At 54.3% G+C, this 25,139-nt stretch carries 29 protein-coding genes and 2 tRNA genes; 25 read left to right on the forward strand and 6 right to left on the reverse strand.

The features are described from left to right. Window positions 1-68: 68 nt before the first annotated feature. Window positions 69-1,325, reverse strand: a complete 1,257-nt coding sequence (locus ACJAXR_RS08545; RefSeq protein ID WP_415057834.1) for an OprD family outer membrane porin — start codon at window positions 1,323-1,325, stop codon at window positions 69-71. 300 nt (window positions 1,326-1,625) lie between these two features. Between ACJAXR_RS08545 and ACJAXR_RS08550 the strand changes: the two genes are divergently transcribed. Both ACJAXR_RS08550 and ACJAXR_RS08555 read left to right on the forward strand, forming a co-directional pair. Then, entirely contained in the window at window positions 1,626-2,057 is a 432-nt protein-coding gene (locus tag ACJAXR_RS08550) for an HIT domain-containing protein (protein ID WP_415057835.1), read from the forward strand. Continuing rightward, window positions 2,054-2,266 carry a SlyX family protein gene (locus ACJAXR_RS08555; RefSeq protein ID WP_415057836.1) on the forward strand — a complete coding sequence of 71 codons (213 nt, stop codon included), beginning with the start codon at window positions 2,054-2,056 and terminating at the stop codon, window positions 2,264-2,266. Before ACJAXR_RS08550 ends, ACJAXR_RS08555 begins: the two co-directional genes overlap by 4 nt. 28 nt (window positions 2,267-2,294) lie before the next feature. Here the strand turns inward: ACJAXR_RS08555 and ACJAXR_RS08560 are convergent, their stop codons facing one another. Beyond that, window positions 2,295-2,885 carry a cold-shock protein gene (locus tag ACJAXR_RS08560; RefSeq protein ID WP_415057837.1) on the reverse strand — a complete coding sequence of 197 codons (591 nt, stop codon included), beginning with the start codon at window positions 2,883-2,885 and terminating at the stop codon, window positions 2,295-2,297. Between the two features lie 220 nt (window positions 2,886-3,105). After that, window positions 3,106-3,576, reverse strand: coding sequence for a Dps family protein (locus tag ACJAXR_RS08565; protein WP_415057838.1), 471 nt, complete (start codon window positions 3,574-3,576; stop codon window positions 3,106-3,108). A 274-nt stretch (window positions 3,577-3,850) separates the two neighbouring features. Between ACJAXR_RS08565 and aspS the strand changes: the two genes are divergently transcribed. The 16 genes from aspS (at window position 3,851) to nadA (ending at window position 17,088) form a co-directional block, all read left to right on the forward strand. Beyond that, window positions 3,851-5,626 (forward strand): aspartate--tRNA ligase, encoded by a 1,776-nt coding sequence (gene aspS, locus ACJAXR_RS08570; protein WP_415057839.1) that lies wholly within the window; start codon window positions 3,851-3,853, stop codon window positions 5,624-5,626. Window positions 5,627-5,631: 5 nt separating this feature from the next. Continuing rightward, complete coding sequence (locus tag ACJAXR_RS08575) at window positions 5,632-6,378, forward strand: YebC/PmpR family DNA-binding transcriptional regulator (protein ID WP_415057840.1); 747 nt, start codon at window positions 5,632-5,634, stop codon at window positions 6,376-6,378. 121 nt (window positions 6,379-6,499) lie between these two features. Beyond that, the gene (gene ruvC, locus ACJAXR_RS08580; protein WP_415057841.1) at window positions 6,500-7,027 is read left to right on the forward strand and encodes a crossover junction endodeoxyribonuclease RuvC; all 528 of its coding nucleotides are present in this window, start codon (window positions 6,500-6,502) and stop codon (window positions 7,025-7,027) included. 24 nt (window positions 7,028-7,051) lie between these two features. After that, window positions 7,052-7,657 (forward strand): Holliday junction branch migration protein RuvA, encoded by a 606-nt coding sequence (gene ruvA, locus ACJAXR_RS08585; RefSeq protein WP_415057842.1) that lies wholly within the window; start codon window positions 7,052-7,054, stop codon window positions 7,655-7,657. A 29-nt stretch (window positions 7,658-7,686) separates the two neighbouring features. Continuing rightward, window positions 7,687-8,751 carry a Holliday junction branch migration DNA helicase RuvB gene (ruvB, locus tag ACJAXR_RS08590; RefSeq protein ID WP_415057843.1) on the forward strand — a complete coding sequence of 355 codons (1,065 nt, stop codon included), beginning with the start codon at window positions 7,687-7,689 and terminating at the stop codon, window positions 8,749-8,751. Window positions 8,752-8,811: 60 nt separating this feature from the next. Further along, the gene (ybgC, locus tag ACJAXR_RS08595; protein WP_415057844.1) at window positions 8,812-9,279 is read left to right on the forward strand and encodes a tol-pal system-associated acyl-CoA thioesterase; all 468 of its coding nucleotides are present in this window, start codon (window positions 8,812-8,814) and stop codon (window positions 9,277-9,279) included. A 4-nt stretch (window positions 9,280-9,283) separates the two neighbouring features. Next, window positions 9,284-9,958 (forward strand): protein TolQ, encoded by a 675-nt coding sequence (tolQ, locus tag ACJAXR_RS08600; protein WP_415057892.1) that lies wholly within the window; start codon window positions 9,284-9,286, stop codon window positions 9,956-9,958. Between the two features lie 12 nt (window positions 9,959-9,970). Then, a complete protein-coding gene (gene tolR / locus ACJAXR_RS08605) occupies window positions 9,971-10,417 on the forward strand; it encodes a protein TolR (RefSeq protein WP_415057845.1) in 447 nt (148 codons plus the stop codon). Then, window positions 10,414-11,490 (forward strand): cell envelope integrity protein TolA, encoded by a 1,077-nt coding sequence (gene tolA / locus ACJAXR_RS08610; protein ID WP_415057846.1) that lies wholly within the window; start codon window positions 10,414-10,416, stop codon window positions 11,488-11,490. Before tolR ends, tolA begins: the two co-directional genes overlap by 4 nt. A 44-nt stretch (window positions 11,491-11,534) precedes the next feature. Beyond that, window positions 11,535-12,794, forward strand: coding sequence for a Tol-Pal system beta propeller repeat protein TolB (tolB, locus tag ACJAXR_RS08615; RefSeq protein WP_415057893.1), 1,260 nt, complete (start codon window positions 11,535-11,537; stop codon window positions 12,792-12,794). 45 nt (window positions 12,795-12,839) lie between these two features. Further along, on the forward strand, window positions 12,840-13,337 hold the full coding sequence (pal, locus tag ACJAXR_RS08620) for a peptidoglycan-associated lipoprotein Pal (protein WP_415057847.1): 498 nt from the start codon (window positions 12,840-12,842) through the stop codon (window positions 13,335-13,337). A gap of 8 nt (window positions 13,338-13,345) precedes the next feature. Beyond that, window positions 13,346-14,158, forward strand: a complete 813-nt coding sequence (gene ybgF / locus ACJAXR_RS08625) for a tol-pal system protein YbgF (protein WP_415057848.1) — start codon at window positions 13,346-13,348, stop codon at window positions 14,156-14,158. Between the two features lie 197 nt (window positions 14,159-14,355). Then, window positions 14,356-15,003 (forward strand): 7-carboxy-7-deazaguanine synthase QueE, encoded by a 648-nt coding sequence (gene queE, locus ACJAXR_RS08630; protein WP_415057894.1) that lies wholly within the window; start codon window positions 14,356-14,358, stop codon window positions 15,001-15,003. After that, on the forward strand, window positions 14,984-15,682 hold the full coding sequence (gene queC / locus ACJAXR_RS08635; protein ID WP_415057849.1) for a 7-cyano-7-deazaguanine synthase QueC: 699 nt from the start codon (window positions 14,984-14,986) through the stop codon (window positions 15,680-15,682). The genes queE and queC overlap by 20 nt, the downstream gene beginning before the upstream one ends. A gap of 52 nt (window positions 15,683-15,734) precedes the next feature. Beyond that, window positions 15,735-15,810 (forward strand) — tRNA-Lys (locus tag ACJAXR_RS08640). Between the two features lie 219 nt (window positions 15,811-16,029). After that, window positions 16,030-17,088: a quinolinate synthase NadA gene (gene nadA, locus ACJAXR_RS08645; protein ID WP_415057850.1), complete on the forward strand. Its 1,059-nt coding sequence runs from the start codon at window positions 16,030-16,032 to the stop codon at window positions 17,086-17,088. Here nadA and ACJAXR_RS08650 read toward each other — a convergent pair whose 3' ends face one another. Next, complete coding sequence (locus ACJAXR_RS08650) at window positions 17,089-18,564, reverse strand: M48 family metalloprotease (protein WP_415057851.1); 1,476 nt, start codon at window positions 18,562-18,564, stop codon at window positions 17,089-17,091. Between the two features lie 88 nt (window positions 18,565-18,652). Here ACJAXR_RS08650 and ACJAXR_RS08655 point away from each other — a divergent pair, with 88 nt between their 5' ends. Both ACJAXR_RS08655 and ACJAXR_RS08660 read left to right on the forward strand, forming a co-directional pair. After that, a complete protein-coding gene (locus ACJAXR_RS08655; protein ID WP_415057852.1) occupies window positions 18,653-18,916 on the forward strand; it encodes a sulfurtransferase TusA family protein in 264 nt (87 codons plus the stop codon). Then, complete coding sequence (locus ACJAXR_RS08660) at window positions 18,913-19,995, forward strand: AI-2E family transporter (RefSeq protein ID WP_415057853.1); 1,083 nt, start codon at window positions 18,913-18,915, stop codon at window positions 19,993-19,995. The genes ACJAXR_RS08655 and ACJAXR_RS08660 overlap by 4 nt, the downstream gene beginning before the upstream one ends. Window positions 19,996-20,009: 14 nt before the next feature. Here ACJAXR_RS08660 and ACJAXR_RS08665 read toward each other — a convergent pair whose 3' ends face one another. Both ACJAXR_RS08665 and ACJAXR_RS08670 read right to left on the reverse strand, forming a co-directional pair. After that, window positions 20,010-20,480, reverse strand: coding sequence for a peroxiredoxin (locus tag ACJAXR_RS08665; RefSeq protein ID WP_415057854.1), 471 nt, complete (start codon window positions 20,478-20,480; stop codon window positions 20,010-20,012). 19 nt (window positions 20,481-20,499) lie between these two features. Then, window positions 20,500-21,057, reverse strand: coding sequence for a glycine cleavage system protein R (locus ACJAXR_RS08670; protein WP_415057855.1), 558 nt, complete (start codon window positions 21,055-21,057; stop codon window positions 20,500-20,502). Window positions 21,058-21,305: 248 nt separating this feature from the next. On the opposite strand from ACJAXR_RS08670, the gene dapA reads away from it, so the two are divergent. From dapA to ACJAXR_RS08695, 5 genes are all read left to right on the forward strand, one after another. Continuing rightward, on the forward strand, window positions 21,306-22,181 hold the full coding sequence (gene dapA, locus ACJAXR_RS08675; RefSeq protein ID WP_415057856.1) for a 4-hydroxy-tetrahydrodipicolinate synthase: 876 nt from the start codon (window positions 21,306-21,308) through the stop codon (window positions 22,179-22,181). A 35-nt stretch (window positions 22,182-22,216) separates the two neighbouring features. Further along, on the forward strand, window positions 22,217-23,320 hold the full coding sequence (gene bamC / locus ACJAXR_RS08680; protein WP_415057857.1) for an outer membrane protein assembly factor BamC: 1,104 nt from the start codon (window positions 22,217-22,219) through the stop codon (window positions 23,318-23,320). A 17-nt stretch (window positions 23,321-23,337) separates the two neighbouring features. After that, complete coding sequence (locus ACJAXR_RS08685; protein ID WP_415057858.1) at window positions 23,338-24,135, forward strand: MBL fold metallo-hydrolase; 798 nt, start codon at window positions 23,338-23,340, stop codon at window positions 24,133-24,135. Next, a complete protein-coding gene (gene purC, locus ACJAXR_RS08690; RefSeq protein ID WP_415057859.1) occupies window positions 24,135-24,848 on the forward strand; it encodes a phosphoribosylaminoimidazolesuccinocarboxamide synthase in 714 nt (237 codons plus the stop codon). Before ACJAXR_RS08685 ends, purC begins: the two co-directional genes overlap by 1 nt. Before the next feature lie 45 nt (window positions 24,849-24,893). Continuing rightward, window positions 24,894-24,983 (forward strand) — tRNA-Ser (locus tag ACJAXR_RS08695). Window positions 24,984-25,139 lie beyond the last annotated feature (156 nt).

A 25,139-nucleotide genomic window follows, 5' to 3' on the forward strand; every position in this document is an offset into this window, starting at 1 on the left:
GCGGCCGTATGGCGGGCAATAAAAAACCCGGCCGAAGCCGGGTTTTCTGTTTCTTACAACCGGGCTGCTTAGAGCAGATCCCAGGTGTAGGAAACGATCAGGCGGTTCTCATCAACATCACCACCATCAAGAGTGTCGTCTTGACGGACAGTCGCGTTGCGCAACAATACGTTGACACCTTCAATAGCACCGCTCTGCACGGTGTAGCTGATGTTGGTGTTACGCTCCCAACGGCTGTCACGATTACCGCCTTCAAAAGCGGTATCAATGTTGTCGCTGGTGATGTAACGAGTCATAAACGTAAGACCAGGAATGCCTAGGCCGGCGAAATCATAATCGTAACGGGCCTGATAGGAGCGCTCGTCCTTGGCATTGAAGTCAAGGTACTGAATCGAGTTGGCCAAGAAGACAGCGCCGTCAAAATACTCGTAACCGTTGTCGCCTCCCATGCGCTGATAAGCCACGCCGAATGCATGGTTGCCTGCACCCAGGGTCAGCGCAAGAGAGCTTGCTTTGTTGTCAAAATTTGAACCAGCCGGGCTGTCATCCGAGGTCTGGTAATGAGCCAGGTCGGTTACCAACGACATGTCGTTAGCCAGCGCCATGTTGTAAGTCAGACCCAAAAAATGCCGCTTCCACAGTTCGTCAGCTTTGGAGGTATACAAGCTGCTGCTCAGATCGTCAGAGAAGGCATAAGTACCACCTAGGTAGGTGACATCTTCGTCTAAAGTAAACGCGCCGTCGACTTCGGAAGAATCATTCATCTCGCCGCGATCAGTCATGCGACCGGCTTCAACGAACAGTCCGTCTATAGAAGTGTTGGTAATACTGTAACCGTTATAGTGATTAGGCAGCAGACGGATGTCGTCGTAGGCGATGACTGGGTTGGATGGCAGGTGTACGCCGTAACGCAGGACTGTGTCTTCAACGATGTGGGCTTTTACAGCGCCACGGATTTCGGAGTAATTGCTCGGACCAGTGTCACCCTGAGTGCTGGGTAAAAGGAGGGTGCCAGCGTCATCAGAGGTGCTGTCGAGCTTGATGCCGAGCATGGAAATGGTATCAAAACCCAGGCCGATGGGGCCGCGGGAATAGCCGGACTCGAAGTTGAGTACAAAGCCTGTTGCGGTTTCGTCAACCTTGCTCTGGGCTACGCCAGGGCTACGGAAATCGCGGTTGAAATTCATCGTACGGTTGCTGAGGGTAGCAGAAGAGCTTTCAATGAAGCCTTCGTTACCATCGATAGCAGCGGCTTGTGACACGATCAATCCATTGCCTACTGCAACTGCGAGAGCGATAGAGCTCCATTTGATAGCATTTTTCATTTTTAATTCCTTCAGTTTTATAGACTATCCGTGGTCGCGTATGAGCCGCAACCAATCATCTTTTTTATTATCATCACAGATTAAAGCATCAAAAGATGAATTGCGAAACTTTATGCTGCAAAAACATGCTCTTGAGGCTTTAATCTATACTGCAGTTTCATGACTTAGTCTCCGCCGTGGTGCTTGACCCGGGCATAGTAGACTAAAAGATCGGCTTTAAATGATTTGAGTCGCAAATGCCTCAGGTCGAGACATTTGACGTGCTGCCGGCGCAATATTTCACCCACGAGAGAACGGATTATGTTCAAGCTCCATCCCCAGCTGGCAACAGACTGTATCGATATAGGTGACTTTCCTTTGAGTAAGTTACTGATGATGAATGATGTGCAGTACCCTTGGTTTGTTCTGGTGCCACGAGTCGAGGGTATCACCGAGGTATTTCAGTTGGGCGAGGCAGATCAGCAACGCCTCTCGCGCGAGTCGGCTTTGATTAGTCGCTTGCTAAGCGAGGTTTTTGTTGCTGACAAGATGAATGTCGCGGCACTGGGTAACGTAGTTAGTCAGCTGCATGTCCACCATGTGGTCCGCTACCGGAATGATGTTGCCTGGCCCGCGCCGATATGGGGAAAATTGCCGGTCAGGCCCTGTTCTGAAGCGGAGATACAACAACGACTTGCGCTATTATGCGATGTATTAACTGATGATTTTGACTTTTCGGAGACGTTTGGATGAGCGATGTAGAAGACAGGATAGCGGATCTGGAGGTGCGACTGGTATTTCAGGACGACACCATACAGTCTCTTAGCGAGACTGTGGCGTTACAGCAGATGGAAATGGAAAAGTTACGGAGAGCTGTCGAAGTTCTGGCCAGAAGACAGGCTGATTTGGCTAGCTCTCTACCCAGCAGCGACGACGATAATCAGCCGCCGCCGCATTATTGAACACCTACTCAATAGGCATTTTGACGGGTTAGAGAATGACCACGTCTTCGGCTTGCAGGCCTTTCTCACGCCGAGCGACTACAAATTCGACCCGCTGGCCCTCTTCAAGTGCTCTGTGACCTTCGCCGCGAATGGCGCGAAAATGCACGAATACATCATCGCCTTGGTCGCGGGAAATGAATCCAAAGCCCTTGTTGGTATTGAACCATTTCACCGTTCCGGCCTCTCGATCCGATTTACGGCCCGGGAGACTGAAAGATAGTTGCTGCAACTGGCTCACCAAAGCCATAACTGTTGTCAGGCAAACGGCTCCAACGGCTAGTCCAGCTGCATAAACTCCGAAAGCAACGAGCGTTGGGATCAACCAGATTGCCAGCAGCGGAAGAACGGCGGTAAGCATCAATGCAACAGCGACGAGAATGTTAATAGCGCGTCTTGCTGGAGTGTCCGCGCGTTGGCGTCCTGTGAACTGTTGAAGGTTGAGCAAGCCGGTAAAAAGCGCGAGCATGCCTATATAGTCGTTCGACACGTTTTGCGAGAAGAGGGGCAGCGTAAAGATTAGCCCTGTAATGAGTGCGGCCAGGCCGATAAAAAGATGCAGATAACGAAACGTATTCAAGAAATTCACCTTGGATGCTATGACAATACTAATGGGAATAGAGTTACGCCCGACGTTCAGACGTTATTAGTCGGGGCGCGCACTGTAACCTGAAATTGTCAGTGGCTCAAAGTGGGGATTTTCGGTCGATGCCAGGATGACTGGAGACTGTACAAAAAAGAGATCCACGGCACTGATAAATACGCGACTAGTCAGTGCCGGGTTTGCTCGGTAGCCGTACTTAGCTCTCGAGCATGCTACGCAACATCCATGCGGTTTTTTCGTGAGCCTGCATGCGCTGGGTCAAGAGGTCAGCTGTAGGTTCGTCATGGGTTTCGTCACAAACTGGAAATATGCCGCGCGCTGTGCGCACGCAGGATTCGTGACCTTCAACCAACAGACGAATCATGTCTTTGGCTTCTGGCACACCCTGTTCTTCCTTGATGCTGCTCATTTCGACAAACTGCTTATATGTACCAGGTGCCGGAAATCCCAGAGTGCGGATGCGTTCGGCAATATCGTCGACCGCTAGTGCCAGTTCCATGTAATGGCCTTCAAACATCATGTGCAGTGTCTGAAACATGGGGCCCTTAACGTTCCAGTGAAAATTATGCGTCTTCAGGTAGAGCGTGTAGGTGTCGGCCAGCAGGTGCGATAAACCCTTAGCTATTTTTTCCCGATCCTTTTCTTTAATGCCTATATCTATTTTCATCATGGCTCCTTTTGGATGGTCGTTGGTATTCTCAGCTACATAGTATAGCTACTCTGACGTGAGGTGCATTAGCTGCTCTGATTTTGTCGAAACGGGATATTGCGCGTCCACTTGGGAGAGCGGCCTTTCATGTGCAGCACATTTGTAGCCAGAGGTTCTCGCCGACATAGCCCTCTTTCGGGTATATTATGGCGCTTTTCTCCGCGCTACTCTGCGCTCGCCGTTCAGAGCGGTGGCGCGAGTTGCCCGATCTCTATGATAGGAACACCACAACATGATGCGTACCCACTATTGCGGCCAGTTGAATGAATCGCTGGCGGATCAGGAAGTTACCCTTTGCGGCTGGGTTCACCGCCGCCGCGATCATGGTGGTGTAATATTTCTGGATATCCGTGATCGAGAGGGTCTGGCTCAGGTAGTGTTCGACCCGGATCGGCAAGAGACCTTTGCCCTGGCCGACCGAGTGCGCAGTGAGTATGTGGTGAAGATCACGGGTAAAGTGCGGACTCGTCCGGCTGGCGCTGTAAACCCGAATATGGCATCCGGGGCGATTGAGGTTCTTGGCTATGAACTGGAAGTGCTGAACCAAGCCGAGACCCCGCCGTTTCCCTTGAACGAGCATTCTGATGTGGGTGAAGAAACGCGTTTGCGCTATCGCTTCATCGATCTGCGTCGCCCGGAGATGGCGGCCAAGCTTAAATTACGTTCGCGTATTACCAGTAGTGTGCGGCGCTTTCTCGACGAGAATGATTTTCTGGATGTTGAAACGCCGATTCTTACTCGCGCCACCCCGGAAGGCGCGCGGGATTATCTGGTTCCCAGTCGCACCCATCCGGGTAGCTTTTTCGCGTTACCGCAATCGCCACAGCTCTTTAAACAGTTGTTGATGGTGGCTGGCTTTGATCGTTATTACCAGATTGCCAAATGCTTTCGCGACGAAGATTTGCGGGCTGATCGTCAGCCTGAATTTACTCAGATCGATATTGAAACCAGTTTCATGAACGAGCAGGACATTATCGGTCTGACCGAAGGCATGATCCGTCAGCTGTTCAAGGAAGTGCTCGATGTTGATCTGGGCGACTTCCCGCATATGACCTTTGAGGAGGCCATGCGCCGCTACGGCTCGGACAAGCCGGATCTACGCATCCCGCTTGAGCTGGTGGATGTAGCCGACCAATTGGCCGAAGTGGATTTCAAGGTTTTCAGTGGTCCTGCCACCGACCCCAAGGGTCGGGTTGCCGCATTGCGCGTGCCGGGTGGCGCGAGCATGCCGCGCAAGCAAATTGATGATTACACCAAGTTTGTCGGCATCTATGGTGCTAAAGGCCTGGCGTATATCAAGGTCAACGAGCGCGCCAAGGGCGTTGAGGGTCTGCAGTCGCCGATCGTCAAGTTCATTCCCGAAGCCAATCTTCAGGTGATTCTGGATCGGGTTGGAGCTGTAGACGGCGACATCGTGTTTTTTGGCGCCGACAAGGCAAAGATCGTTTCCGAAGCTCTGGGCGCCCTGCGTATCAAGCTGGGTCAGGATCTGAATCTGATGACCTGTGAGTGGGCGCCATTGTGGGTGATCGACTTCCCAATGTTCGAAGAAAGCGAAGACGGCAGTCTGAGCGCTCTGCATCATCCTTTCACCGCACCCAAATGCAGCCCTGAGGAACTTCAGGCCAATCCGGCTACGGCATTGTCGCGCGCCTATGACATGGTCCTTAATGGTACCGAACTGGGTGGCGGTTCGATTCGTATTCACCGCAAAGAGATGCAGCAGACGGTTTTCGATATTCTGGGCATCAGTGCCGAGGAGCAGCAGGAAAAGTTTGGCTTCCTGCTGGATGCCCTTAAATATGGTGCGCCGCCGCACGGTGGTCTGGCATTTGGTCTGGATCGTCTGGTTATGCTGGTCACCGGCGCGCAGTCGATCCGTGAGGTCATTGCATTCCCGAAAACCCAGAGCGCCGCCTGCGTCATGACCCAGGCTCCCGGCGTTGTAGATAACAAGGCTCTGCGCGAGCTGCACATTCGTCTGCGTGAACAGCCCAAGGTCGAGTAAGCCGTATGGCAGGACATTCCAAATGGGCCAATATAAAGCACCGCAAGGCGGCCCAGGACGCCAAGCGGGGGAAAGTCTTCAATAAGCTTATTCGCGAGCTGACGGTGGCGGCAAAACTCGGCGGCCCGGAGCCGGCTGACAATCCGCGATTGCGTGCAGCAGTAGATAAATCACTGACTGCCAATATGACCCGAGATACGATTGACCGGGCCATTGCTCGCGGTTTAGGTAGTACAGATGCCGACACTGTGGAAGAGCTTACCTACGAAGGCTACGGCCCCGGTGGTGTGGCGGTACTGGTCGAGGTAATGACCGATAATCGCAACCGCACGGTCAGCGAGGTGCGACATGCCTTCAACAAATGTGGCGGTAACCTGGGTACTGATGGTTCGGTAGCTTATTTATTCGCGCGCCGTGGTCAGATCAGCTACGGTCCGGGAACGGATGAAAATGCACTGATTGAAGAGGCTTTGGAGGCGGGCGCTGAGGATATCATCGCCAACAGCGATGGTTCAGTTGATGTCTTTACCGCCTTTGAGGACTTCGGCGTGGTGCGTGATCACCTCGATGGGTCTGGTTTCATCCGTGAGGCTGCGGATATCAGCATGATTCCTGCGACGATTGTGTCCCTTGATCTGGGCGGCGCGGAGAGTGTTATTCGTCTGGTCGATATGCTCGAAGATCTTGATGACGTGCAGAACGTGTACAGCAATGCTGATATACCCGACGACGTCATGGAGCAGCTTGGTTAAATCCACGCTGATGCAACAAAGGGAGGCCCAGGCCTCCCTTTTTTACATCTGTGATCTTTTGTCGAAAGGCGCAGCAGATATGGCACACTAGACTTCATACACTCAGCGGAAATAACAACGCATGGCCCTGATATTGGGGATAGACCCAGGTTCGCGCACCACCGGCTACGGTATCGTCCGTGAGCACGCCGGCAAGTGCGAGTACATCACCTCGGGATGTATCCGTCTTGGCGACGGACCACTGCCGGGTCGCCTCAAACTCATCTTCGAGGGTTTGAGTGAACTGATCGGCAGATTCGAACCGCACATACTCAGCATCGAGCAGGTGTTTCTGGCTCGCAACCCGGACTCCGCACTTAAGCTGGGCCAAGCCCGCGGCGCGGCGATAGTCGCGGCAGTGCATACGGGAATGGAGGTGCATGAGTACACCGCGCGACAGATAAAACAGTCGGTGGTAGGTACTGGCGCCGCGGACAAGACGCAAGTTCAGCATATGGTCACTCAGCTGCTCGGACTCTCTGGCACACCCCAGGCTGACGCCGCTGACGCCTTGGCGGCGGCGCTATGCCATGCTCATTCGGTTGCACTGAATCAGCAATTGGGGGGCGGTTTGCTGGGTTTGCGCAGTGGGCGCGTACGCCATCGATAGACGCATTTTGAGAGAGCAGTTGCAATGATTGGACGATTGACAGGCATTCTGCTGGAAAAACAGCCGCCGCACCTATTGCTGGACGTACAGGGCGTAGGCTACGAGCTCGATGCACCCATGAGTACATTCTACAAGTTCCCTGCACTGGGCCAATCGGTCACTTTGCATACGCACATGGTCGTGCGCGAAGACGCCCAATTGCTTTATGCCTTTGCAGAAAAACGTGAGCGTGACATTTTTCGTGAGTTGATCAGGCTCAATGGCGTGGGGCCGAAACTGGCACTGGCCTTGATGTCAGGTCTGGACGTCGACGAATTAGTTCGCGCTGTGCAGGCGCAGGATACAAGCGCGCTGGTCCGCGTGCCGGGTGTTGGCAAGAAAACCGCCGAGCGCTTACTGATAGAGCTGCGTGATAGGTTCAAGGCGTGGGAGGCTTTGCCGGGTACATTCAAGCCGTTGGCTTCAGAAGGAGGTGCTCAGACGCCAGCCTCGCAAAGCAGTGACGCTGTCAGTGCACTTATGTCTCTGGGATATAAGCCCCAGGAAGCGAGCCGCGCTGTTGCTGCAGTAGAAGAAGATGGCATGAGCAGCGAAGAGTTGATTCGCCGCGCGCTCAAGGGCATCGTTTAACCGCTTTTCATATAACGCACAGGATATCCATGCTGGAAGAAGATCGCTTGATTGCTGCTGCGCCGCGGCAGCAGCAGGAAGATGTTATCGACCGGGCTATCCGCCCCTATCGGTTGGCAGATTACATCGGCCAGCCGAGTGTGCGCGCCCAAATGGAACTGTTCATAAAGGCAGCCAAGGGACGCGGCGAAGCGCTCGACCATGTGTTGATCTTTGGTCCGCCGGGCTTGGGCAAGACCACGCTGGCTAATATCATCGCCCAGGAAATGGGCGTGAAGATCAAGAGCACCTCCGGCCCGGTACTCGAGCGAGCGGGCGACCTGGCTGCGATGCTGACCAGCCTGGAAGCCGGGGATGTGTTATTTGTCGACGAAATACATCGCTTGTCACCGGTGGTCGAAGAGATTCTTTACCCGGCGATGGAAGATTATCAGCTCGACATTATGATCGGCGAAGGCCCAGCGGCCCGCTCGATCAAGCTCGAGTTGCCGCCTTTTACGCTGGTGGGCGCAACCACCCGTGCTGGCATGCTGACAAATCCGTTACGCGACCGTTTCGGCATCACCCAGCGGCTGGAGTTCTATGGCGTGGATGATCTAGCCACCATCGTTAAGCGCTCGGCAAGTATCCTCAAGCTGGAAATCGACCCCCGTGGCGCCCATGAAATCGCCAGGCGCTCACGCGGTACGCCGAGGATTGCCAACCGACTGTTGCGGCGGGTTCGTGATTTTGCTGAAGTGCGTGGCAGCGGTCATATCACCCTGGATGTGGCGGATCAGGCGTTGAACTTGCTGGATATTGATGCCAAGGGCTTTGACCATATGGATCGTCGCTTGCTATTGGCCATGATCGACAAATTCGACGGCGGACCGGTGGGCGTCGATAGTCTGGCAGCAGCGATCAGTGAAGAGCGCCATACCATAGAAGATGTGCTGGAACCCTTTTTGATTCAACAGGGCTTTATTACCCGAACGCCCCGTGGTCGGATGGTGACTCGGCACGCCTACGAGCATTTTGGTCTTGATCTGCCTGGACGGATGATGCAACCCAGCGGAGATTCTTTTGTATCTGGCGATGATCCTGACTCACCATAGAAAAATATTATCGATATTGGCAGGGAAAGACTATGCAAAACTCACGGTTGGCTCTACATTATGCGCGCTGACTATTCCGGACTGCCGTTCGTGCTAAGAGTCCGAGTCTACTTTGAAGATACCGATGCTGGTGGCATCGTTTATTACGTCAATTACCTCAAGTTTATGGAACGTTCGCGAACTGAACTGGTCCGTACTCTGGGGTTTGACCAAAGTGTCCTGCAGGATGAAAACATTATTTTTGTTGTGCACTCGGTTTCAGCCAGATATCACGCGCCTGCGCGTCTTGATGATGAGCTAGAAGTCAGTGTTGAAGTGTTGGAGTTGAAACGAGCCAGCATTCGCTTCCGTCAGCAGGTCAGGTTGGTTTCCGGGAAAGTGTTGTGTGAAGGCGAAGTGTTGGTCGCGTGTGTCAGTGCCGACCAGTACAAGCCCAGAGGGATTCCGTCGGTCTTGAAAGAAGCGTTCAAGGCTCGGCAGGTAACAGATAGCAAGACCGAGCGAGGAGAGGTAACGCGTGCAAGCTGATCAAATGTCGATGTGGCACCTGATTTCTACCGCCAGCGTATTGGTACAGCTGGTAATGCTGATCCTGGTGGCTGCGTCCATTGCGTCATGGATCATGATTTTCCAGCGCAGCACGTTCATTCGCTCAGCGAAATCGGCATTGGATGATTTCGAAGATCGCTTCTGGTCGGGTATTGATCTCTCGAAGCTATACCGGCAGGTCACCGGTAATCCAGATAATAATTCCGGCCTGGAGCAGATCTTTCGCGCCGGCTTCAAGGAGTTCTCCCGTATGCGCCAGCAGCCGGGTGTCGATCCGGACGCAGTAATGGACGCAGTGCAGCGCTCGATGCGTGTTGCCATATCCAAAGAAGAAGAGAAGCTGGACCAGCATCTCCCGTTCCTCGCTACGGTAGGGTCGACTAGTCCCTATATAGGCCTGTTTGGTACTGTATGGGGCATCATGAATTCTTTTCGCGGGTTGGCCACGGCACAGCAGGCGACATTGGCAACTGTAGCTCCGGGAATCGCAGAGGCGCTGATTGCAACTGCCATTGGTCTGTTTGCAGCTATTCCAGCGGTTATTGCCTATAACCGCTTTTCGGCCCGATCAGAAACACTGATCAGTCGGTACTACACTTTTGCCGACGAGTTTTCGAGCATTTTGCATCGTCGTGTCCACGCCAGTAACGAAGAGTAAACGGGAGTCATCATGCAGGTGCAAGGTAGACGCCGGAAACGCAAACCCGTTGCAGAGATGAACGTTGTGCCGTATATCGACGTCATGCTCGTACTACTGGTGATTTTCATGGTGACCGCGCCCATGCTCAATCAGGGCGTGAAGGTCGACTTGCCGCAGGTATCGAGTGAGGTGCTGCCTTCGGACAGCAATCAGCAAGTGCTTACGTTGTCGGTGTTGGCCGACGGGACCTATTACTGGAATCTCGGCGACACTGTCGATACTGAAAATCAGACGGACAGCGCTATTTCTCTTGAAGAGATGTCCGCAGGGGTGACCAAGATCATTAGTGCACGTTCCGATACGCTGGTGTACATCCGCGGTGACCGCGAGGCCAATTATGGTCTTGTTGTGGCTGCGATGGGTGCGTTGCAGCAAGCGGGTGTACCTAATGTCGGACTGATCACCGAGGCGCCGTGAATACTCGCGAACCGCGTGAGGCGGAAGCCGGCAGTTATGCACCCTCAGTGCTCAAGGCGCTTGCGGTTCATCTGGCTGTGGTGCTTCTGCTCTTCGTCTCTTTTAGTAGTGCACCTGTATTTGAGCCGGCTAAACCGATTGTGCAGGCCACCCTGGTGCAATTGAACTCCAAGAGTCCGGCGCAGACTCAGACAGATCAGCGCATAGCGGGTGAGGCTGCGCGTACCGCCGCCCAGCGCCATGAGGCCGAAGAGCTTAAGCGTGATCAGCAGAAGCAAAAGCAGCAGGAAGCGGCTGCCGCGGCTGCAAAAGCGAGTGAGCAAGCTGCTGCCAAGCGCGAAGAGCAGCAGCGTGAACAGCAACAGAAGGAAGCGGCTGCAGCAACATCTGAACAAAAAGCGGCAGCCGCGAAGCAGGTTGAAGCTGCCAAGCAAGCTGAGGCTGAAGCCCAGCGCAAGGCCGATGCGGCTCGCAAGCTGGCTGCAGCAGAAGATGCAAAGAAAGCGGCTGCAGAAGCAGCAAAGAAAAAAGCGGCTGAGGAAGCAGCCAAGCAGAAAGCAGCCGAGCAGGCAAAGAACAAGTCCGCGGAAGAGGCCAAGCGTAAAGCTGAGGCCGCACGCGCAGATGAAGCCCGCAAGAAAGCGGAAGCTGAAAAAGTAGCGCAGCAAAAGAGCGCGCAGGAAGAAGCTCGGGCCAAGGCGCTTGCAGATTTGCTGGCGGACGAAACGCAGTATCAGCAAGCCCAGGCTGACTTGTCCGGTGATGAGGTGGCAGCAAGTTACGATGATCTGATTCGTCGCTATGTCAGCGAGCAATGGAGACGTCCGCCCACAGCGCGAAATGGTATGGTGGTTGATGTAGTGATCAGCATGCTGCCTACCGGGCAGATTACGGATGTCGTTATCGTTCGCACGAGTGGCGACCCTGGCTTTGATCAGTCTGCAGTTCAGGCCGTGCGAAATGTAGGACGTATTCCCGAAATGCAGCAGTTGTCACGTGAAAAACCGGCGACTTTTGATAGCCTGTACCGCAAACGTACATTGCGCTTCAAACCAGAGGACCTGTCATTCTGATGAAAATGTTGAAAATCTGGCTAACCGCCATAGCCTTGTTAATCATGGCGCAAAACCTGTTTGCACAAGGTGCAATCGAAATTACCCGCGGGTCTGACAAGGCCGCGCCGATAGCCGTCGTTCCGTTTGGCTGGCAGGGCAGTACACCCCTTCCCGAGGATATGGCGGAGGTGGTCGCTAACGATTTGCGCAGCAGTGGTATGTTTACGCCTTTTGATCGACGTAACATGCTAAGTACCCCTACCCAAGCCAGTGAGATATTCCCACGTGATTGGCGAATATTGGGTGTCGAGTATGTGATCGCGGGCCAGGTCATTGTGGACCCGGCGGTGGATCAATATCGCTTGCAGTTCAGCCTCTACAGCGTGATCCGCGAAGAAGTGCTGATGACTCGAACTGTCAGCGGAACAAGCAGCCAGCTACGGGACATGTCGCATCATTTGAGTGATCTGGTTTTCGAAGAAATTACAGGCATCAAAGGCGCGTTCAATACTAAGCTTCTGTATGTTGCTGCTGAGCGATTCTCTGCGGATAACACCCGATTTACGCTGCAACGTTCCGATTATGACGGTGCTCGCGCTATGACGCTATTGCAGTCGCGCGAACCCATCCTGACGCCTTCTTACGCGCCAGATGGACAGCGGATTGCGTATGTTTCTTTTGAATCTGGCCGTCCTGAAATATTTGTTCATTATATTCAGACAGGTCGGCGCGAGCGTATTACCAGTTTCGAGGGGCTGAATGGAGCGCCATCTTGGTCGCCTAACGGCCAACGCCTTGCTTTTGTGTTGTCGCGGGACGGTAATCCAGAAATTTATGTAATGGAGTTGGCCAGTAAACAGTTACGCAGGATTACCAATCATTTTGCGATTGATACCGAGCCGGATTGGTTGAATGATGACACCCTTGTCTTTACTTCCGATCGTGGCGGGCGTCCGCAGATATACAAACAGAATATTAATAACGGAAATACTGAGCGGTTGTCCTATGTGGGCAACTATAATGCCAATGCCAAGCTCTCGGTGGACGGTCGTACCATGGTTATGGTGCACCGCCAAGAGGGTAACCGTAATTTTCAAATTGCCATCCAGGATCTGGAGCGCGGCAATTTGAGGGTTTTAACAGAAACGTCGTTGGATGAGTCGCCTACTGTCGCTCCCAACGGAGTCATGTTAATTTATGCCACCCGTCAACAGGGACGGGGCGTTCTCATGCTGGTATCTACCAACGGTCGTGCTAGGTCGGTCATTCCGACTCAATTCACTGACCTGCGCGTGCCATCATGGTCCCCATACCTGCCCTAGGGTGTAACAACACTAAACCATATGGGGTTTTCCAGGAGTCTTATGATGCAAGCAATTAAATTTGGCAAGTTCGCAGCGCTGGTTGTAGCTTTTGGCGTTATCGTTGGTTGTTCCTCCAAAGGTGGTGACACCGGCGGTACTGGCGCGGTTGATCCGAACGCCGGTTACACCTCTCCGGTTGCTACCGACGACAGCATGTCCAGCGAAGAAGCTGCCCTGCGCGCGGTTACTACCTTCTACTTCGAACTCGACAGTGCCGAGCTGAAGCCCGAAGCAACGCGCTCCTTGGACGTACATGCCAAGGACCTGCGTGCTGCAGGTAACCGCGTAGTACTGGAAGGCCACACTGACGAGCGCGGTTCGCGTGAGTACAACATGGCTCTGGGTGAGCGTCGTGCCGCTGCTGTTCAGCGTTATCTGGCAGGTCAGGGCGTTTCTCCTTCGCAGTTGGAGCTGGTCTCCTACGGTGAAGAGAAGGCAGCAGTCATGGGTTCGAGCGAAGAAGCTTACGCTCAGAACCGTCGCGTAGAACTGCGTAAGTAAGAGGTCATATGAAAAGGTTCAGGGGTTTAGCAGCAGCCTTCGCTTTAGTGCCGTGCGCGGTACTGGCTCAGGTTCCCGTTATTGACGGCAGTGCGGGCGGTGTCCGTGGTAGTCAGTCGTCTACCCCTGTTACCCAACAGACCCAGGCTGGTTCCTCTATCGAGGGCCAGCTTATGCAGCAGCTCTATCAGCTGCAGCAGGAAGTCGCGATGTTGCGCGGCAGGCTGGAAGAGCAGGAGTATTTGGTAAAGCAAATGGAGCAGGACCAGCTGGATCGATATCAAGATATCGATCGTAGATTGTCTAGCGGTGATGGGCAGGCTTCAGCCAATCAACAGGCACCAATCGATGCGCAGAGCGTTCCCTCAGCCAGCAGGCCGAGTGAACCCACAGCAAGTGCTCCATCGATGCCAGAAAGCAGTACCGGTACGGCCGAGGTCGATCCGGAGCGTGAAAAACTGATGTACGATGCGGCTTTTGATTTGGTCAAAGCGCGAGATTTCGAAAAGGCGATACTGGCGTTTAGCGCCTTCGTCAGGCGGTTTCCGGACAGCGAATATGCCGGGAACGCTCAATATTGGCTGGGTGAGATTCACCTAGTCGAATCTGATCTGGATTCTGCTGGACGTGCCTTTGCAAAGGTCGTCAGCGATTATCCAGGCCACCGCAAGGAAGCGGATGCTCTGTACAAGCTCGCTGATGTCGAGCGCCGTCTGGGTAATCGTGACAAGGCGGTACAGCTTTATCAGGAGGTCCTGTCCAGGCATCCTAATTCCTCTGCGGCCCAATTGTCCCGGCGTGACATGGACAACCTGAACTAGTTTTCTCTCAGGCATCGCTTTGTAGCTTCGGCCCAACGGCTCTAGCCAAACGCCTGAAAATCCTCTCTTGTTGGTTTAGACTATGCGCTTTGCAATTGGCGGTTATGCTCGTATCCAGAATTCCCTGGAATGAAGGCCGCCCATGCGGGTCTCTGCCTGTCTAGCAGTCGAGCCCTGGATATCCTATGTCAATTGATCTGAGTTCGACGCTGCGAATAACTGAAATCTTTTACTCACTCCAGGGCGAGAGCCGCACTGTGGGTTTGCCAACGGTTTTTGTGCGATTGACGGGTTGTCCATTGCGCTGCCAGTACTGTGATACTGCCTACGCTTTTACGGGTGGTGAGCTGCATACGCTGGAGCACATACTTGCTGATGTTGCACAGTACGCGGCGCGCTACATCTGCGTGACTGGAGGTGAACCCCTAGCACAGCCCAATTGCTTGCCACTGCTCAACGCGTTATGTAACTCCGGCTATCAGGTTTCGCTTGAAACCAGTGGTGCGCTCGACGTGAGTGGCGTTGACCCCCGCGTCAGTAAAGTAATCGATTTAAAGACGCCGGGATCGGGTGAGGTTAGCCGCAATCTATATTCCAATATGCAGATGCTTGGCGCGGGCGACCAAGTGAAGTTCGTTCTCTGTAACAGAGAAGATTACGATTGGGCGCGTTTCAAGCTTGATGAGTACACATTTAGCAAGTCAGCCTGCGAGGTTTTGTTTTCGCCAAGCCATGGCGAGCTTGAGCCGCGGGAACTTGCAGAATGGATTATTGCGGACAATCTGCCAGTACGCTTTCAAATGCAGCTGCACAAATACCTCTGGAATGATGAGCCGGGGCACTGATATGAGCAATGTAAAAAAAGCGGTTGTGTTGCTTTCAGGAGGACTGGATTCGGCTACGGTGTTAGCGATGGCTCAAGCCGATGGCTATCAGTGTCATACATTGAGTTTTGATTACGGCCAGCGTCACCGTGCCGAACTTGACGCGGCACATCGGCTGGCACTGGTCGCCTGCGTAGCTGCACACAAGACAATCACACTGGATCTGGATGGAATAGGCGGGTCGGCATTAACCGATACCGCAATAGCGGTGCCTGAGGCGCCTCAGCAGGGCATCCCGGTGACCTATGTTCCAGCTCGCAATACAGTGTTTCTGTCTCTGGCCCTTGGCTGGGCGGAAGTGTTAGAGGCAGGTGATATTTTTATCGGCGTTAATGCGGTTGATTACTCGGGTTATCCGGATTGCAGGCCTGCTTTTATTGAAGCATTCGAGCGCGTAGCCAATCTGGCAACCCGGGCGGGTGTGGAAGGTGCCGGTTTCCAAATCCGTGCTCCGTTGCAGAATTCGACCAAGGCCCAGATTATCCAGGCGGGTTTGCGGCTTGGAGTCGATTACAGTTTGACGGTTTCGTGCTATCAGGCGGACGTCCAAGGACGGGCGTGCGGCAGATGTGATAGCTGCAGACTTCGGGCCTCTGGTTTTGCCGCCGCCGGCGTCGAGGACCCGACTCGCTACACTTAAGCGTAAAAAAAACTTGAGTTCGTCTGAAAAATCAGTACTATAGCGCTCGCTCGGGTCGTTAGCTCAGTTGGTAGAGCAGTTGGCTTTTAACCAATTGGTCGTAGGTTCGAATCCCACACGACCCACCATTTTTACTTAATATCCTCTCTTTATATCGTATTCCCCTTCAGTCTCCCGATTCCTTTTTCTGTTTATTATCAGTCACGCGGTCATGATTAAAAATTCCCTGAAGTTCCCCATCCGGCACAATCTAAAATCAAGCAGCTGGTTGTAGGTTGAGGCTAAGCATCAGGTAAAAGCCATCGTGGTATGATGCCTCCCATCAATACGGCCATAGGGTTTTCCTCATGTCACAGATTCCCGAGCGAGTGCTGGTTCAGGCACATTTAGCTGCTAAGCAGGTCGCTCCGCTCACTTCGGCCGAAGAGGCTGACTTCCAAACTCGCATCCGCGCCGCTCTCAAAGCGCGGGATGCGGTTCTCGTCGCACACTATTACACGGATCCGATTATCCAGGCCCTGGCCGAGGAAACCGGTGGTTGCGTGTCGGACTCGCTGGAGATGGCGCGGTTCGGTAAGGAGCATTCAGCCCAGACGTTGGTCGTTGCAGGTGTGCGTTTCATGGGCGAAACCTCCAAGATTCTCAGCCCCGAGAAGCGGGTGCTTATGCCGACGCTTGATGCGACATGCTCTTTGGACATCGGTTGCCCGATTGATGAGTTCTCTGCGTTTTGCGACCAGCATCCCGATCGCACAGTTGTTGTCTATGCCAACACATCCGCAGCGGTCAAGGCGCGGGCGGACTGGGTAGTGACGTCCAGCTGCGCTCTGGAGATTGTCAGTCATCTTATGGACAAGGGTGAGAAAATTCTGTGGGCACCTGATCAGCACTTGGGTAACTACATTCAGCGCGAGACGGGCGCCGACATGCTGCTGTGGGAAGGGTCGTGCATTGTCCATGAGGAATTCAAGGCCAAGGCCTTGCTGGACCTTAAAGCGGTTTATCCTGATGCGGCCATTCTCGTTCATCCTGAATCGCCCATGCCTGTTATCGAGCTTGCTGATGTGGTGGGTTCGACCAGTCAGTTGATCAAGGCGACTCAAACGTTGCCCAATGAGACGTTCATCGTAGCTACTGACCGTGGCATTTTCTACAAGATGCAGCAAGGTGCGCCGGGTAAACTGTTGATTGAGGCGCCTACTGCCGGGAGTGGGGCAACCTGCCGCAGCTGTGCCCATTGCCCTTGGATGGCCATGAATACACTGCCGGCGCTATTGCAGAGTCTGGAGCAGGGTAGTAACGAGATTCACGTGGATCCGCAACTTGTCCCTCGTGCGGTGCAGCCGCTTGAACGCATGCTTAAGTTCACCCGTCAGGCGCGCCTCAGCTCGCCCGGCAACGCCTGATCAAAGATTTTCGATAATAGCGCGTTGCTCGGCGAGGTATTGTTGTCTTGCTTGAATGCGCGCGCTTTGCACGTAGTCATCGGCGGCCCGAGTGGCAGCAAGTCCGAGTTGTTCGGATGCCTGATCAAGGTCGCCGGCCAGCATGAAGTATTCGGCCCTGGCAGTATGTACGCCGATGATGTTACCGGCCAATCCGCGTATTTCGGCCGTCAGATACCAAACGTCAGGATCGCTATCGCGCTGGGCGGCGAGACGGTTAATCACTTTTTCCGCCTCGGTATAGTGACGCGCGCGCAACAGGATGTCAGCCTTGGCTTCCTGCAGCGGGTAATTATCGGGGTTGATCTGCAGTAGACGATCAACCCGAGTAAGCGCCTGTTCAAGCTCCCCGCGGTATATATCCAGTTCAACTGCGGCCAGATTGACTGTGACATTGTTACCCTGTGATGCGAGGAGTGGCTCAAGCACCTCGGCCGCTTCGGCATACTGACCACTGCGCGTAAGCGCCAGTACGAGTCCGTAGCGGGCAGCTGCATGATCACCGTCATGCTCGTCAAGTAATATGCGAAAGCGCTGTGCAGCCAGCCCCGGGCTCTGTTCGTGATGCAGTTGCACGCGCGCGCGCATCATCTGATATTCGACGCTGTCTTTTTGCCCTCCGCTTTTCAGCTGATCGGCCCGGTTTCTGGAGTCGGCGATACGAGACTGGGTGACCGGGTGGGTGAGCAAAAACTCTGGCGGTTTGCGACTGAAACGGCTTTTCTGCGCCAGGCGCTCGAACATGTCGGGCATGGCTTCAGGATCATATCCGGCACGTTCAAGGTTGGTCAGACCTATGCGATCTGCCTCCTGTTCATTTTGTCGGGAAAACCGCCGCTGCTCCTGAATGACCGCCGCCTGAGTGGACGCCAGCGCCGCAATTCCAGCGTCGCCGCCGCCTGCGGCCGCCAGAATAACGCCGGCCAGCATGGCGGTCATCATAGGTATGCGCATGCGTTCCTGTTGCTGGAGGTTGCGGGCGAAGTGGCGTTGTGACAGATGTGCCAGTTCATGGGCCATGACTGAGGCGAATTCCGCTTCGGTGTAAGCGTTTAGGAAGAGCCCGCCGTTTACGCCAATCACACCGCCGGGAGCCGCGAATGCATTGAGCTGAGGGCTATCGATCAGCACAAACGAGAGGCGTCTGTCGTCCAGCTGACTGGTCTCGGCCAGGCTGTAAACGTGGCTCTCAACAAAATTCTTCAGAAGCGGGTCATCCAGGGTGGGTACTGCACCCCGCAGCATGGACAGCCAGGCCCGGCCTAGCTGATGTTCCTGCTCCGGCGACATGATCGACGAACTGGTGTCTCCCAGCGATGGTAGGTTGTATTCTGCGTTGGCTAGTTGTGGGACGGCTAGGCTTACAACCAGGCATAACGTCAGACGTCTGACCGTGGCCTTGATACGCTTTTCGGGTAGTGTTTTATTAGATTGCATGATTGCCTGTGTATCCAGTTGGACAAGGTTGTCTGCCATCGACCCCTCAGGGGTTATACTGTAGCACTTGCCACTCAGGAGCCAATGCATGTCTGTTGATATACCGGAGCTGAACGCTGACGAGACGCTCGATGCCCGCGGTTTGAGTTGTCCGTTGCCGCTGCTCAAGGCCAAGCTGGCCCTGAACAGTATGGAGGCTGGGCAAATACTCTATGTGTTGGCCACTGATGCCGGTTCGCAGCGGGATTTCGAACGTTTTAGTGAGCTGTCTGGTCATGCTTTGATGGCATCGACCTGTCTAGATTCGGAATTTCATTATTGGCTGCGTAAGAAGCGAGATCAACAGGCATGATCACGGTATTCCGTAGCTGGGTACAACGCTATTTCTCCGATGAACAGGCTGTGGTTTTGGCGGTGTTGCTTGCCCTGGGGTTTGCCATCGTTATCGGCTTTGGCGGCAAGCTGGCGCCCCTGCTCACAGGCGTTGTATTCGCTTATTTGCTCCAAGGCATGGTTACCCGCCTGCAAAGGTGGGGCGTACCCAAGGCAGTCGCGGTATGGATGGTTTTTTTGCTTTTTCTTGGCGCGCTGGGAGCCTTGTTTGGGATCGTTGTGCCGCTAGTATGGCGTCAGGTGACTAATCTGCTCAATGAGCTGCCGGGTATGCTGGTGCAATGGCAGGCTCAGCTGGTTCATTTGCCCGAGCAGTACCCAGCTTTGGTCTCTTCGGGGCAAATCGACCGTATTGTTGCTTCAGTCAACGGTGAGCTTGGCCAGTTTGGTCAATGGCTCCTGTCTCAGTCGCTGGCCGGCTTGCCTGTGCTGTTGACGATTCTGGTCTATCTGGTGCTTGTGCCAATTCTGGTTTTTTTCTTTCTGATGGACAGCGACAAGATCATAGCCTGGCTGGTTGGTCGCCTGCCCCGTGAGCGGCGCATGATGAACGAAGTCTGGACTGAGCTGAATCAGCAGATTGCCAATTATATCCGCGGCAAGGCGGTAGAGATTCTCATTGTTGGCGGCATCAGCTACCTATGCTTTGCGGTTCTTGGCGTCAACTACGCAGCGTTGCTCGCGGTCATGGTGGGACTGTCAGTGTTGGTACCCTATATAGGTGCAACTATTGCCACGCTACCAATTGCGTTGATTGGCCTGTTCCAATGGGGTTTAGGCAATGAGTTCATGGTGTTAATGATCGTGTACGCGGTGATTCAGGCGCTCGATGGCAATGTGCTGGTGCCGATCCTGTTTTCTGAAGCGGTCAACTTGCATCCGGTAGCCATTATTGCGGCAGTCGTTATTTTTGGTGGGTTGTGGGGGTTCTGGGGGATTTTCTTCGCCATTCCTCTGGCAACGCTGTGCAAGGCGGTATTAAACGCCTGGCCGGGTGGCCATGAGCCGGAGCCGGAAGTGGCGGTTGCCACTCCCTAGTCGCCGTCCGATTGTTAGCCAGCTAGACTTCGGGCCGCGTCCAGTACCTCTGCAACATGTCCCTTGACCTTCACTTTGCGCCACTCTGCGCGCAGTACGCCCTGGGCATCCACCAGGAATGTACTGCGCTCAATGCCTTCATATTCCTTGCCGTAGAGCTTTTTCAGTTTGATCACATCGAATAGCTTGCACAGTGCCTCGTCCTGATCGCTGATCAGTTCGAAGGGAAACCCCTGCTTGCTCCGAAAGTTCTCATGGGTTCGCAGACTGTCACGTGAAACGCCAAAAATGTGCGTGTTGGCGGCAGAAAAACCATCGTACTGGTCCCTGAAATCCTGACCTTCGATGGTACAGCCGGGCGTGTTGTCCTTGGGATAGAAATACACAACAAACTGTTGGCCATGAAGCGCTTCGGAGTCGACGGTCAAGTCGCTCGTGGCCTTGGCAGTGAAGGTGGGGATGGGGTGATCCAATTGAGCACTCATGCCGGGAGGTCCTTTTCGGTCAATGTATTGGGCGCCAGGGTTCGATGACAGCGTCCAGGTTCAATTCGTCACAGAAATCCAAAAACTGCTCGCGCAGCCAGCTCAGCTGGGTTTTCGCCGGGATCGCAATAGTCAACGTCATGTTAAGCATAGCGGTGCCAGTATGCTGGGCAAGATAAGTGAAGCTGAATAGCTCCTCAATGTCTATTTCCAGCTGCTGAAAGAAAGCACAAAGCTCTCCGCATAATTCTGGACGCTGTGCGGCTGTTACGAAGACGTTGTAGGGCAGCGCCTGTGGGCGTTCGTCCAGTGTGGAGCTGCGGCTCATTGACAGTGTGAAATGTTCGCGCCTGGCGACAGTAAGAAGCAGTGTCTCAAGACGCGCCAGGGCATCCCAGTTTCCGCTGACCTGTAGTAGCAACGCAGAGCAGGTACCGTGCCGGCTCATTCTGCTGCTGACGATCAGGCAGCGCTGCTCCATGCACAGCCGGGTAAATGTGGTGACCAGCGTTGTGGTCTGGCCGCCCAGGGCACTGATAACCAGAAACTGTTCTTTCTGTGGAGCTGGGGTCGACATGATGTTCCTCGGAGAGCAAGTTCGCGACCAGCCGCGCAGGGCAGCGGCAGACCGACAGGGGGCCGTATTGTCGCCCCGTCGGGCTTAGTGTTCAACTTCCCTTTGTCGGGTGCGGTCTCGCTGCGCAATACGCACTGCATTGCGCCGTTGCACGGCAAGGTTAAGCGGCGATTTGTGCATGGCTTCCCTTGTGCTGGCAGCACGGCGAAAGTACCATTGCCGGTCAATGTTTCAACTGGAGCAGTTGCATGATTTCAGGCAGCCTGGTGGCGCTGGCAACACCAATGGACTCACGGGGCGGGCTGGACTGGCAAGCTTTGGAGCGCCTGATCGATTTTCATCTCGAAAAGGGCACTGACGGCATCGTTGCGGTGGGCACTACGGGTGAATCAGCCACACTGGACATGTCTGAGCACAAGCAAGCCATTCGTCGTGTCGTAGATCAGGTAGCGGGCCGGATTCCAGTCATTGCCGGCACCGGCGCCAACTCCACGCGTGAAGCGGTAGAGCTGACTGAGGCTGCACGCAGTGTCGGCGCCGATGCTTGCTTGCTGGTGACGCCCTATTACAACAAGCCTACCCAGGAAGGCTTGTATCAGCATTTTCGCTTCATTGCGCAAGCGGTCGCCATACCGCAGATCTTGTATAACGTTCCCGGCCGCACAGCCTGCGACATGCTACCGGAAACGGTCGAGCGCCTGGCTGATATCAGTAATATTATTGGTATCAAGGAAGCGACTGGCGATTTGCAGCGAGCCCGCGAGCTGATCGACCGGGTAGCTGATCGTATGGCTGTTTACTCGGGTGATGACCCCACCGCCGTCGAACTTATTTTGATGGGAGGCAAGGGGAATGTCTCAGTAACCGCCAACGTCGCTCCGCAGGCCATGCACGAGCTCTGCGCAGCGGCCTTGGCCGGTGACGCTGATCTTGCCAGACAGATGAATGATGCGCTCATGCCGTTGCACAAAGCGCTCTTTATTGAATCTAACCCGATCCCGGTCAAGTGGGCGCTGCACGAGATGGGCATGATGGCCGACGCATTACGCTTGCCCTTGACGCCACTCAGCGCCCGATGCCACGAGACGGTCCGCGCAGCGCTCCGCGAATGCGGCATTCTGTGAGCCCCTCTCGAACCATGTATACCAAGGAAATGTTTATGAAGCCTGTTCTGGGTGTTGTAACGGTAGTGTTGCTCGCGGTTCTGAGCGGCTGTGGTTATCTCGGAGGCAATGATGGCTATTTCCGTGATCGTGGATCGGATTACCAGGAGGTTCAGGTTGATCCTCGAATTTCAGTGCCCGCTGGTATCGAGAGCAAGCCCATGGGTGATCTGTTGCCTGTTCCTGGCCAATTTGAAACAGGATCCAGCAATGAGAAGTTCGAATTGCCGCGTCCGCAACCGATGATCGTCAGTGCCGATGCGGCGGAGTATTCGCTGCAGCAGAATGGCTCCGTACGCTGGGTTCAGGCCCAACGCAGCCCAACAGAAGTATGGCCGTTGGTACGCAATTTCTGGAATGACTACAATATTGCGATAGCCACTGAAACACCGAGTCTCGGAGAGTTGGAAACGGGTTGGGTGGCGTTCGATCTGCAGCCAGATAACCCCCTGCTTCGCCGCATTTTGCCGGCTATCGGTCAGGGCCGCGAGGTCGAAGGCCAGGAACTGCGTTTTCGCCTGCGTGTGGAGCCGGGCGTGCAGGGTGGCAGTAGTGAAATATTCATTACTCACATGTCACGCAGCCAAGGCGGTTCGCGCTCTGACTGGCCAGATAATTCTGACAACGGTAACCTCGAACGGGCAGTGTTAGCCGAACTCGAGACGTATTTGAACCAGACTCCTGGCGGCGCTTCCATCACGTCACTGGCAGCTGCCCAGGCTGGTCCCGGAGCGACGCTGGCCAAGGACGGTGCTGGTAACCCGGTGCTGACTATGCAAAGCGACTATAATCGGGCCTGGTCGGCCGTTGGGCAGGCGTTGGGGCAAGCAGATATTCGCATCGCCGATCTCAACCGAAGCGCCGGCGTTTATTACATTGATCTCGCAGAGGCAGCCAGTCGTCAGGACAAGCCTGGTTTCTTTGGACGCCTATTTGGCAGCGACGAGGAGTCGGAAGAGGACACTGCGCAACGCTCGGAAGTACGACTCACCGCCGTAGGTGGGAGTGTGCAGGTCACCGTGGACAAGAGTATCGACACCGCCGCGGACCCAAGAGTTGCGACCGATGTACTTGAGCGTATCCAGTCGAACCTTAATTGATCGAGCGGAAGTAGCCTATGCGCTATTGCTCACTTGGCAGCGGCAGCCGTGGTAACGCGACGGTTGTCGAGTTTGGTCAAACCCGGATTCTGATCGACTGTGGCTTTAGTCTGCGTGCTACGGAGCAGCGGTTGGCACAGGTTGGCCTGAGTGCGAGACAACTGAGTGCCATCCTGGTTACCCATGAGCATGCCGATCATGTAAAAGGGGTCGAACGTCTGTCCAAGCGCTATCAGATCCCCGTCTACATGACTCACGGTACGTTGCATGCGATGGGTGATTTCGACGCGCAAGTTATTATTGTCAGACTGGATGAAGGATTCAGTATCGGCGAGTTGCACGTGGAGCCGGTCGCGGTGCCGCATGATGCGCGCGAGCCCTGCCAATATATTCTAGACAGCGGGCAGCATCGCTTCGGCATCCTGACCGACACGGGTAACATCACGCCTTGGATAATTGATCGCTACCGTGGTCTTGATGGCCTTTTTCTTGAAGCCAACTACGATCCACATATGCTCGCTACTGGGCCTTATCCACCTAGCCTGCGTGCACGGGTAGCGGGAGATCTGGGGCATTTGAGTAATCAGCAGGCCGCTGGTCTGCTTGTTGAAATAGATCGTAGTAACCTCCGCCACGTGGCTATTGCACACATCAGCGAGAAGAACAATCGGCCAGACCTCGCGCTCGACGAGTTAAAGAGTGCTCTAGCCGGATGGTCAGGTGAGTTGCACCTGGCTGAACAAAACCAGGGACTGCCCTGGCAAGACATAACGGGCATGACCCAACCACTTTTTGCGTCCAGCGGGAGCCGATAATGGAAAAACGCACAGAACTCTATCGCGGCAAGGCAAAGTCGGTATTTACCACCGACGATCAGGATCGCCTGATCCTGCTGTTTCGTAACGATACCTCCGCTTTTGATGGCAAGAAGATCGAGCAACTGGATCGCAAGGGCATGGTCAATAATCGATTCAATGCCTTTATCATGCAGGAACTGGAAGCGGCTGGCATTCCGACCCAGTTTGATGCACTTCTGTCTGATACAGAGGTGCTGGTCAAGAAGCTCGATATGATCCCGGTTGAGTGTGTAGTGCGCAATCACGCGGCTGGCAGCTTGGTCAAGCGCCTGGGGATCGAAGAAGGTCGTGCGCTAACACCTCCGACTTTCGAGCTTTTTCTCAAGGATGACGCCAAGGGTGACCCTTTCATCAACGAATCCCACGTCATTACTTTTGGCTGGGCCAACGCTGAACAGCTAAAACGTATGCAAGAGCTGACACTCCAAGTGAACGTGGTGTTGAAGCAGCTATTCGATGACGCCGGTCTGATGTTGGTGGATTTCAAGCTCGAATTCGGTCTCTTCAAGGGTGAGATTGTGTTGGGCGATGAGTTCAGCCCCGATGGCTGCCGACTTTGGGACAAGGTCACCGGTAAGAAGATGGATAAGGATCGCTTCCGCCAGGGACTGGGTGGTGTGATCGAAGCCTATGAAGAAGTAGCTAAGCGTCTGGGTGTTCCGCTCGGCTGACCCCTTCCGCCGCATCAGGCAAAACTGTTATGATGTGCGCCGATCGGAGAGTTGCCGGAGTGGTCGAACGGGACGGATTCGAAATCCGTTGAACTGGCAACAGTTCCCAGGGTTCGAATCCCTGACTCTCCGCCAGATGTATACCTAAAGGCCCCGTTATTCGGGGCTTTTTTGTTTCTTGGGCTCCCTGTTCCCACATTTGTTCCCACAATTTCTTCATTCGTGAGCAGTATGTTGCCCACCATGTTCTGTTATTCCAACGGCTTTGTATGGGCGTTTCGGGCTTTGTCT

Origin of the sequence: Halopseudomonas sp., assembly GCF_047631575.1 — a bacterium.
Classification (GTDB): domain Bacteria; phylum Pseudomonadota; class Gammaproteobacteria; order Pseudomonadales; family Pseudomonadaceae; genus Halopseudomonas.

Coding starts and splice junctions, on each gene's coding strand:
- ybgF (WP_415057848.1), top strand. CDS start 13,346: ATGAAAAGGTTCAGGGGTTTAGCAGCAGCCTTCGCTTTAGTGCCGTGC.
- ACJAXR_RS08685 (WP_415057858.1), top strand. CDS start 23,338: ATGCGCTATTGCTCACTTGGCAGCGGCAGCCGTGGTAACGCGACGGTT.
- tolR (WP_415057845.1), top strand. CDS start 9,971: ATGCAGGTGCAAGGTAGACGCCGGAAACGCAAACCCGTTGCAGAGATG.
- ACJAXR_RS08665 (WP_415057854.1), bottom strand. CDS start 20,480: ATGAGTGCTCAATTGGATCACCCCATCCCCACCTTCACTGCCAAGGCC.
- aspS (WP_415057839.1), top strand. CDS start 3,851: ATGATGCGTACCCACTATTGCGGCCAGTTGAATGAATCGCTGGCGGAT.
- bamC (WP_415057857.1), top strand. CDS start 22,217: ATGAAGCCTGTTCTGGGTGTTGTAACGGTAGTGTTGCTCGCGGTTCTG.
- ruvC (WP_415057841.1), top strand. CDS start 6,500: ATGGCCCTGATATTGGGGATAGACCCAGGTTCGCGCACCACCGGCTAC.
- ACJAXR_RS08555 (WP_415057836.1), top strand. CDS start 2,054: ATGAGCGATGTAGAAGACAGGATAGCGGATCTGGAGGTGCGACTGGTA.
- ACJAXR_RS08670 (WP_415057855.1), bottom strand. CDS start 21,057: ATGTCGACCCCAGCTCCACAGAAAGAACAGTTTCTGGTTATCAGTGCC.
- ruvA (WP_415057842.1), top strand. CDS start 7,052: ATGATTGGACGATTGACAGGCATTCTGCTGGAAAAACAGCCGCCGCAC.
- ybgC (WP_415057844.1), top strand. CDS start 8,812: ATGCGCGCTGACTATTCCGGACTGCCGTTCGTGCTAAGAGTCCGAGTC.
- ACJAXR_RS08650 (WP_415057851.1), bottom strand. CDS start 18,564: ATGCAATCTAATAAAACACTACCCGAAAAGCGTATCAAGGCCACGGTC.
- ACJAXR_RS08575 (WP_415057840.1), top strand. CDS start 5,632: ATGGCAGGACATTCCAAATGGGCCAATATAAAGCACCGCAAGGCGGCC.
- purC (WP_415057859.1), top strand. CDS start 24,135: ATGGAAAAACGCACAGAACTCTATCGCGGCAAGGCAAAGTCGGTATTT.
- ACJAXR_RS08550 (WP_415057835.1), top strand. CDS start 1,626: ATGTTCAAGCTCCATCCCCAGCTGGCAACAGACTGTATCGATATAGGT.
- ruvB (WP_415057843.1), top strand. CDS start 7,687: ATGCTGGAAGAAGATCGCTTGATTGCTGCTGCGCCGCGGCAGCAGCAG.
- dapA (WP_415057856.1), top strand. CDS start 21,306: ATGATTTCAGGCAGCCTGGTGGCGCTGGCAACACCAATGGACTCACGG.
- pal (WP_415057847.1), top strand. CDS start 12,840: ATGCAAGCAATTAAATTTGGCAAGTTCGCAGCGCTGGTTGTAGCTTTT.
- tolB (WP_415057893.1), top strand. CDS start 11,535: ATGGCGCAAAACCTGTTTGCACAAGGTGCAATCGAAATTACCCGCGGG.
- ACJAXR_RS08655 (WP_415057852.1), top strand. CDS start 18,653: ATGTCTGTTGATATACCGGAGCTGAACGCTGACGAGACGCTCGATGCC.
- ACJAXR_RS08565 (WP_415057838.1), bottom strand. CDS start 3,576: ATGAAAATAGATATAGGCATTAAAGAAAAGGATCGGGAAAAAATAGCT.
- queC (WP_415057849.1), top strand. CDS start 14,984: ATGATGAGCCGGGGCACTGATATGAGCAATGTAAAAAAAGCGGTTGTG.
- tolQ (WP_415057892.1), top strand. CDS start 9,284: ATGTCGATGTGGCACCTGATTTCTACCGCCAGCGTATTGGTACAGCTG.
- ACJAXR_RS08545 (WP_415057834.1), bottom strand. CDS start 1,325: ATGAAAAATGCTATCAAATGGAGCTCTATCGCTCTCGCAGTTGCAGTA.
- ACJAXR_RS08660 (WP_415057853.1), top strand. CDS start 18,913: ATGATCACGGTATTCCGTAGCTGGGTACAACGCTATTTCTCCGATGAA.
- nadA (WP_415057850.1), top strand. CDS start 16,030: ATGTCACAGATTCCCGAGCGAGTGCTGGTTCAGGCACATTTAGCTGCT.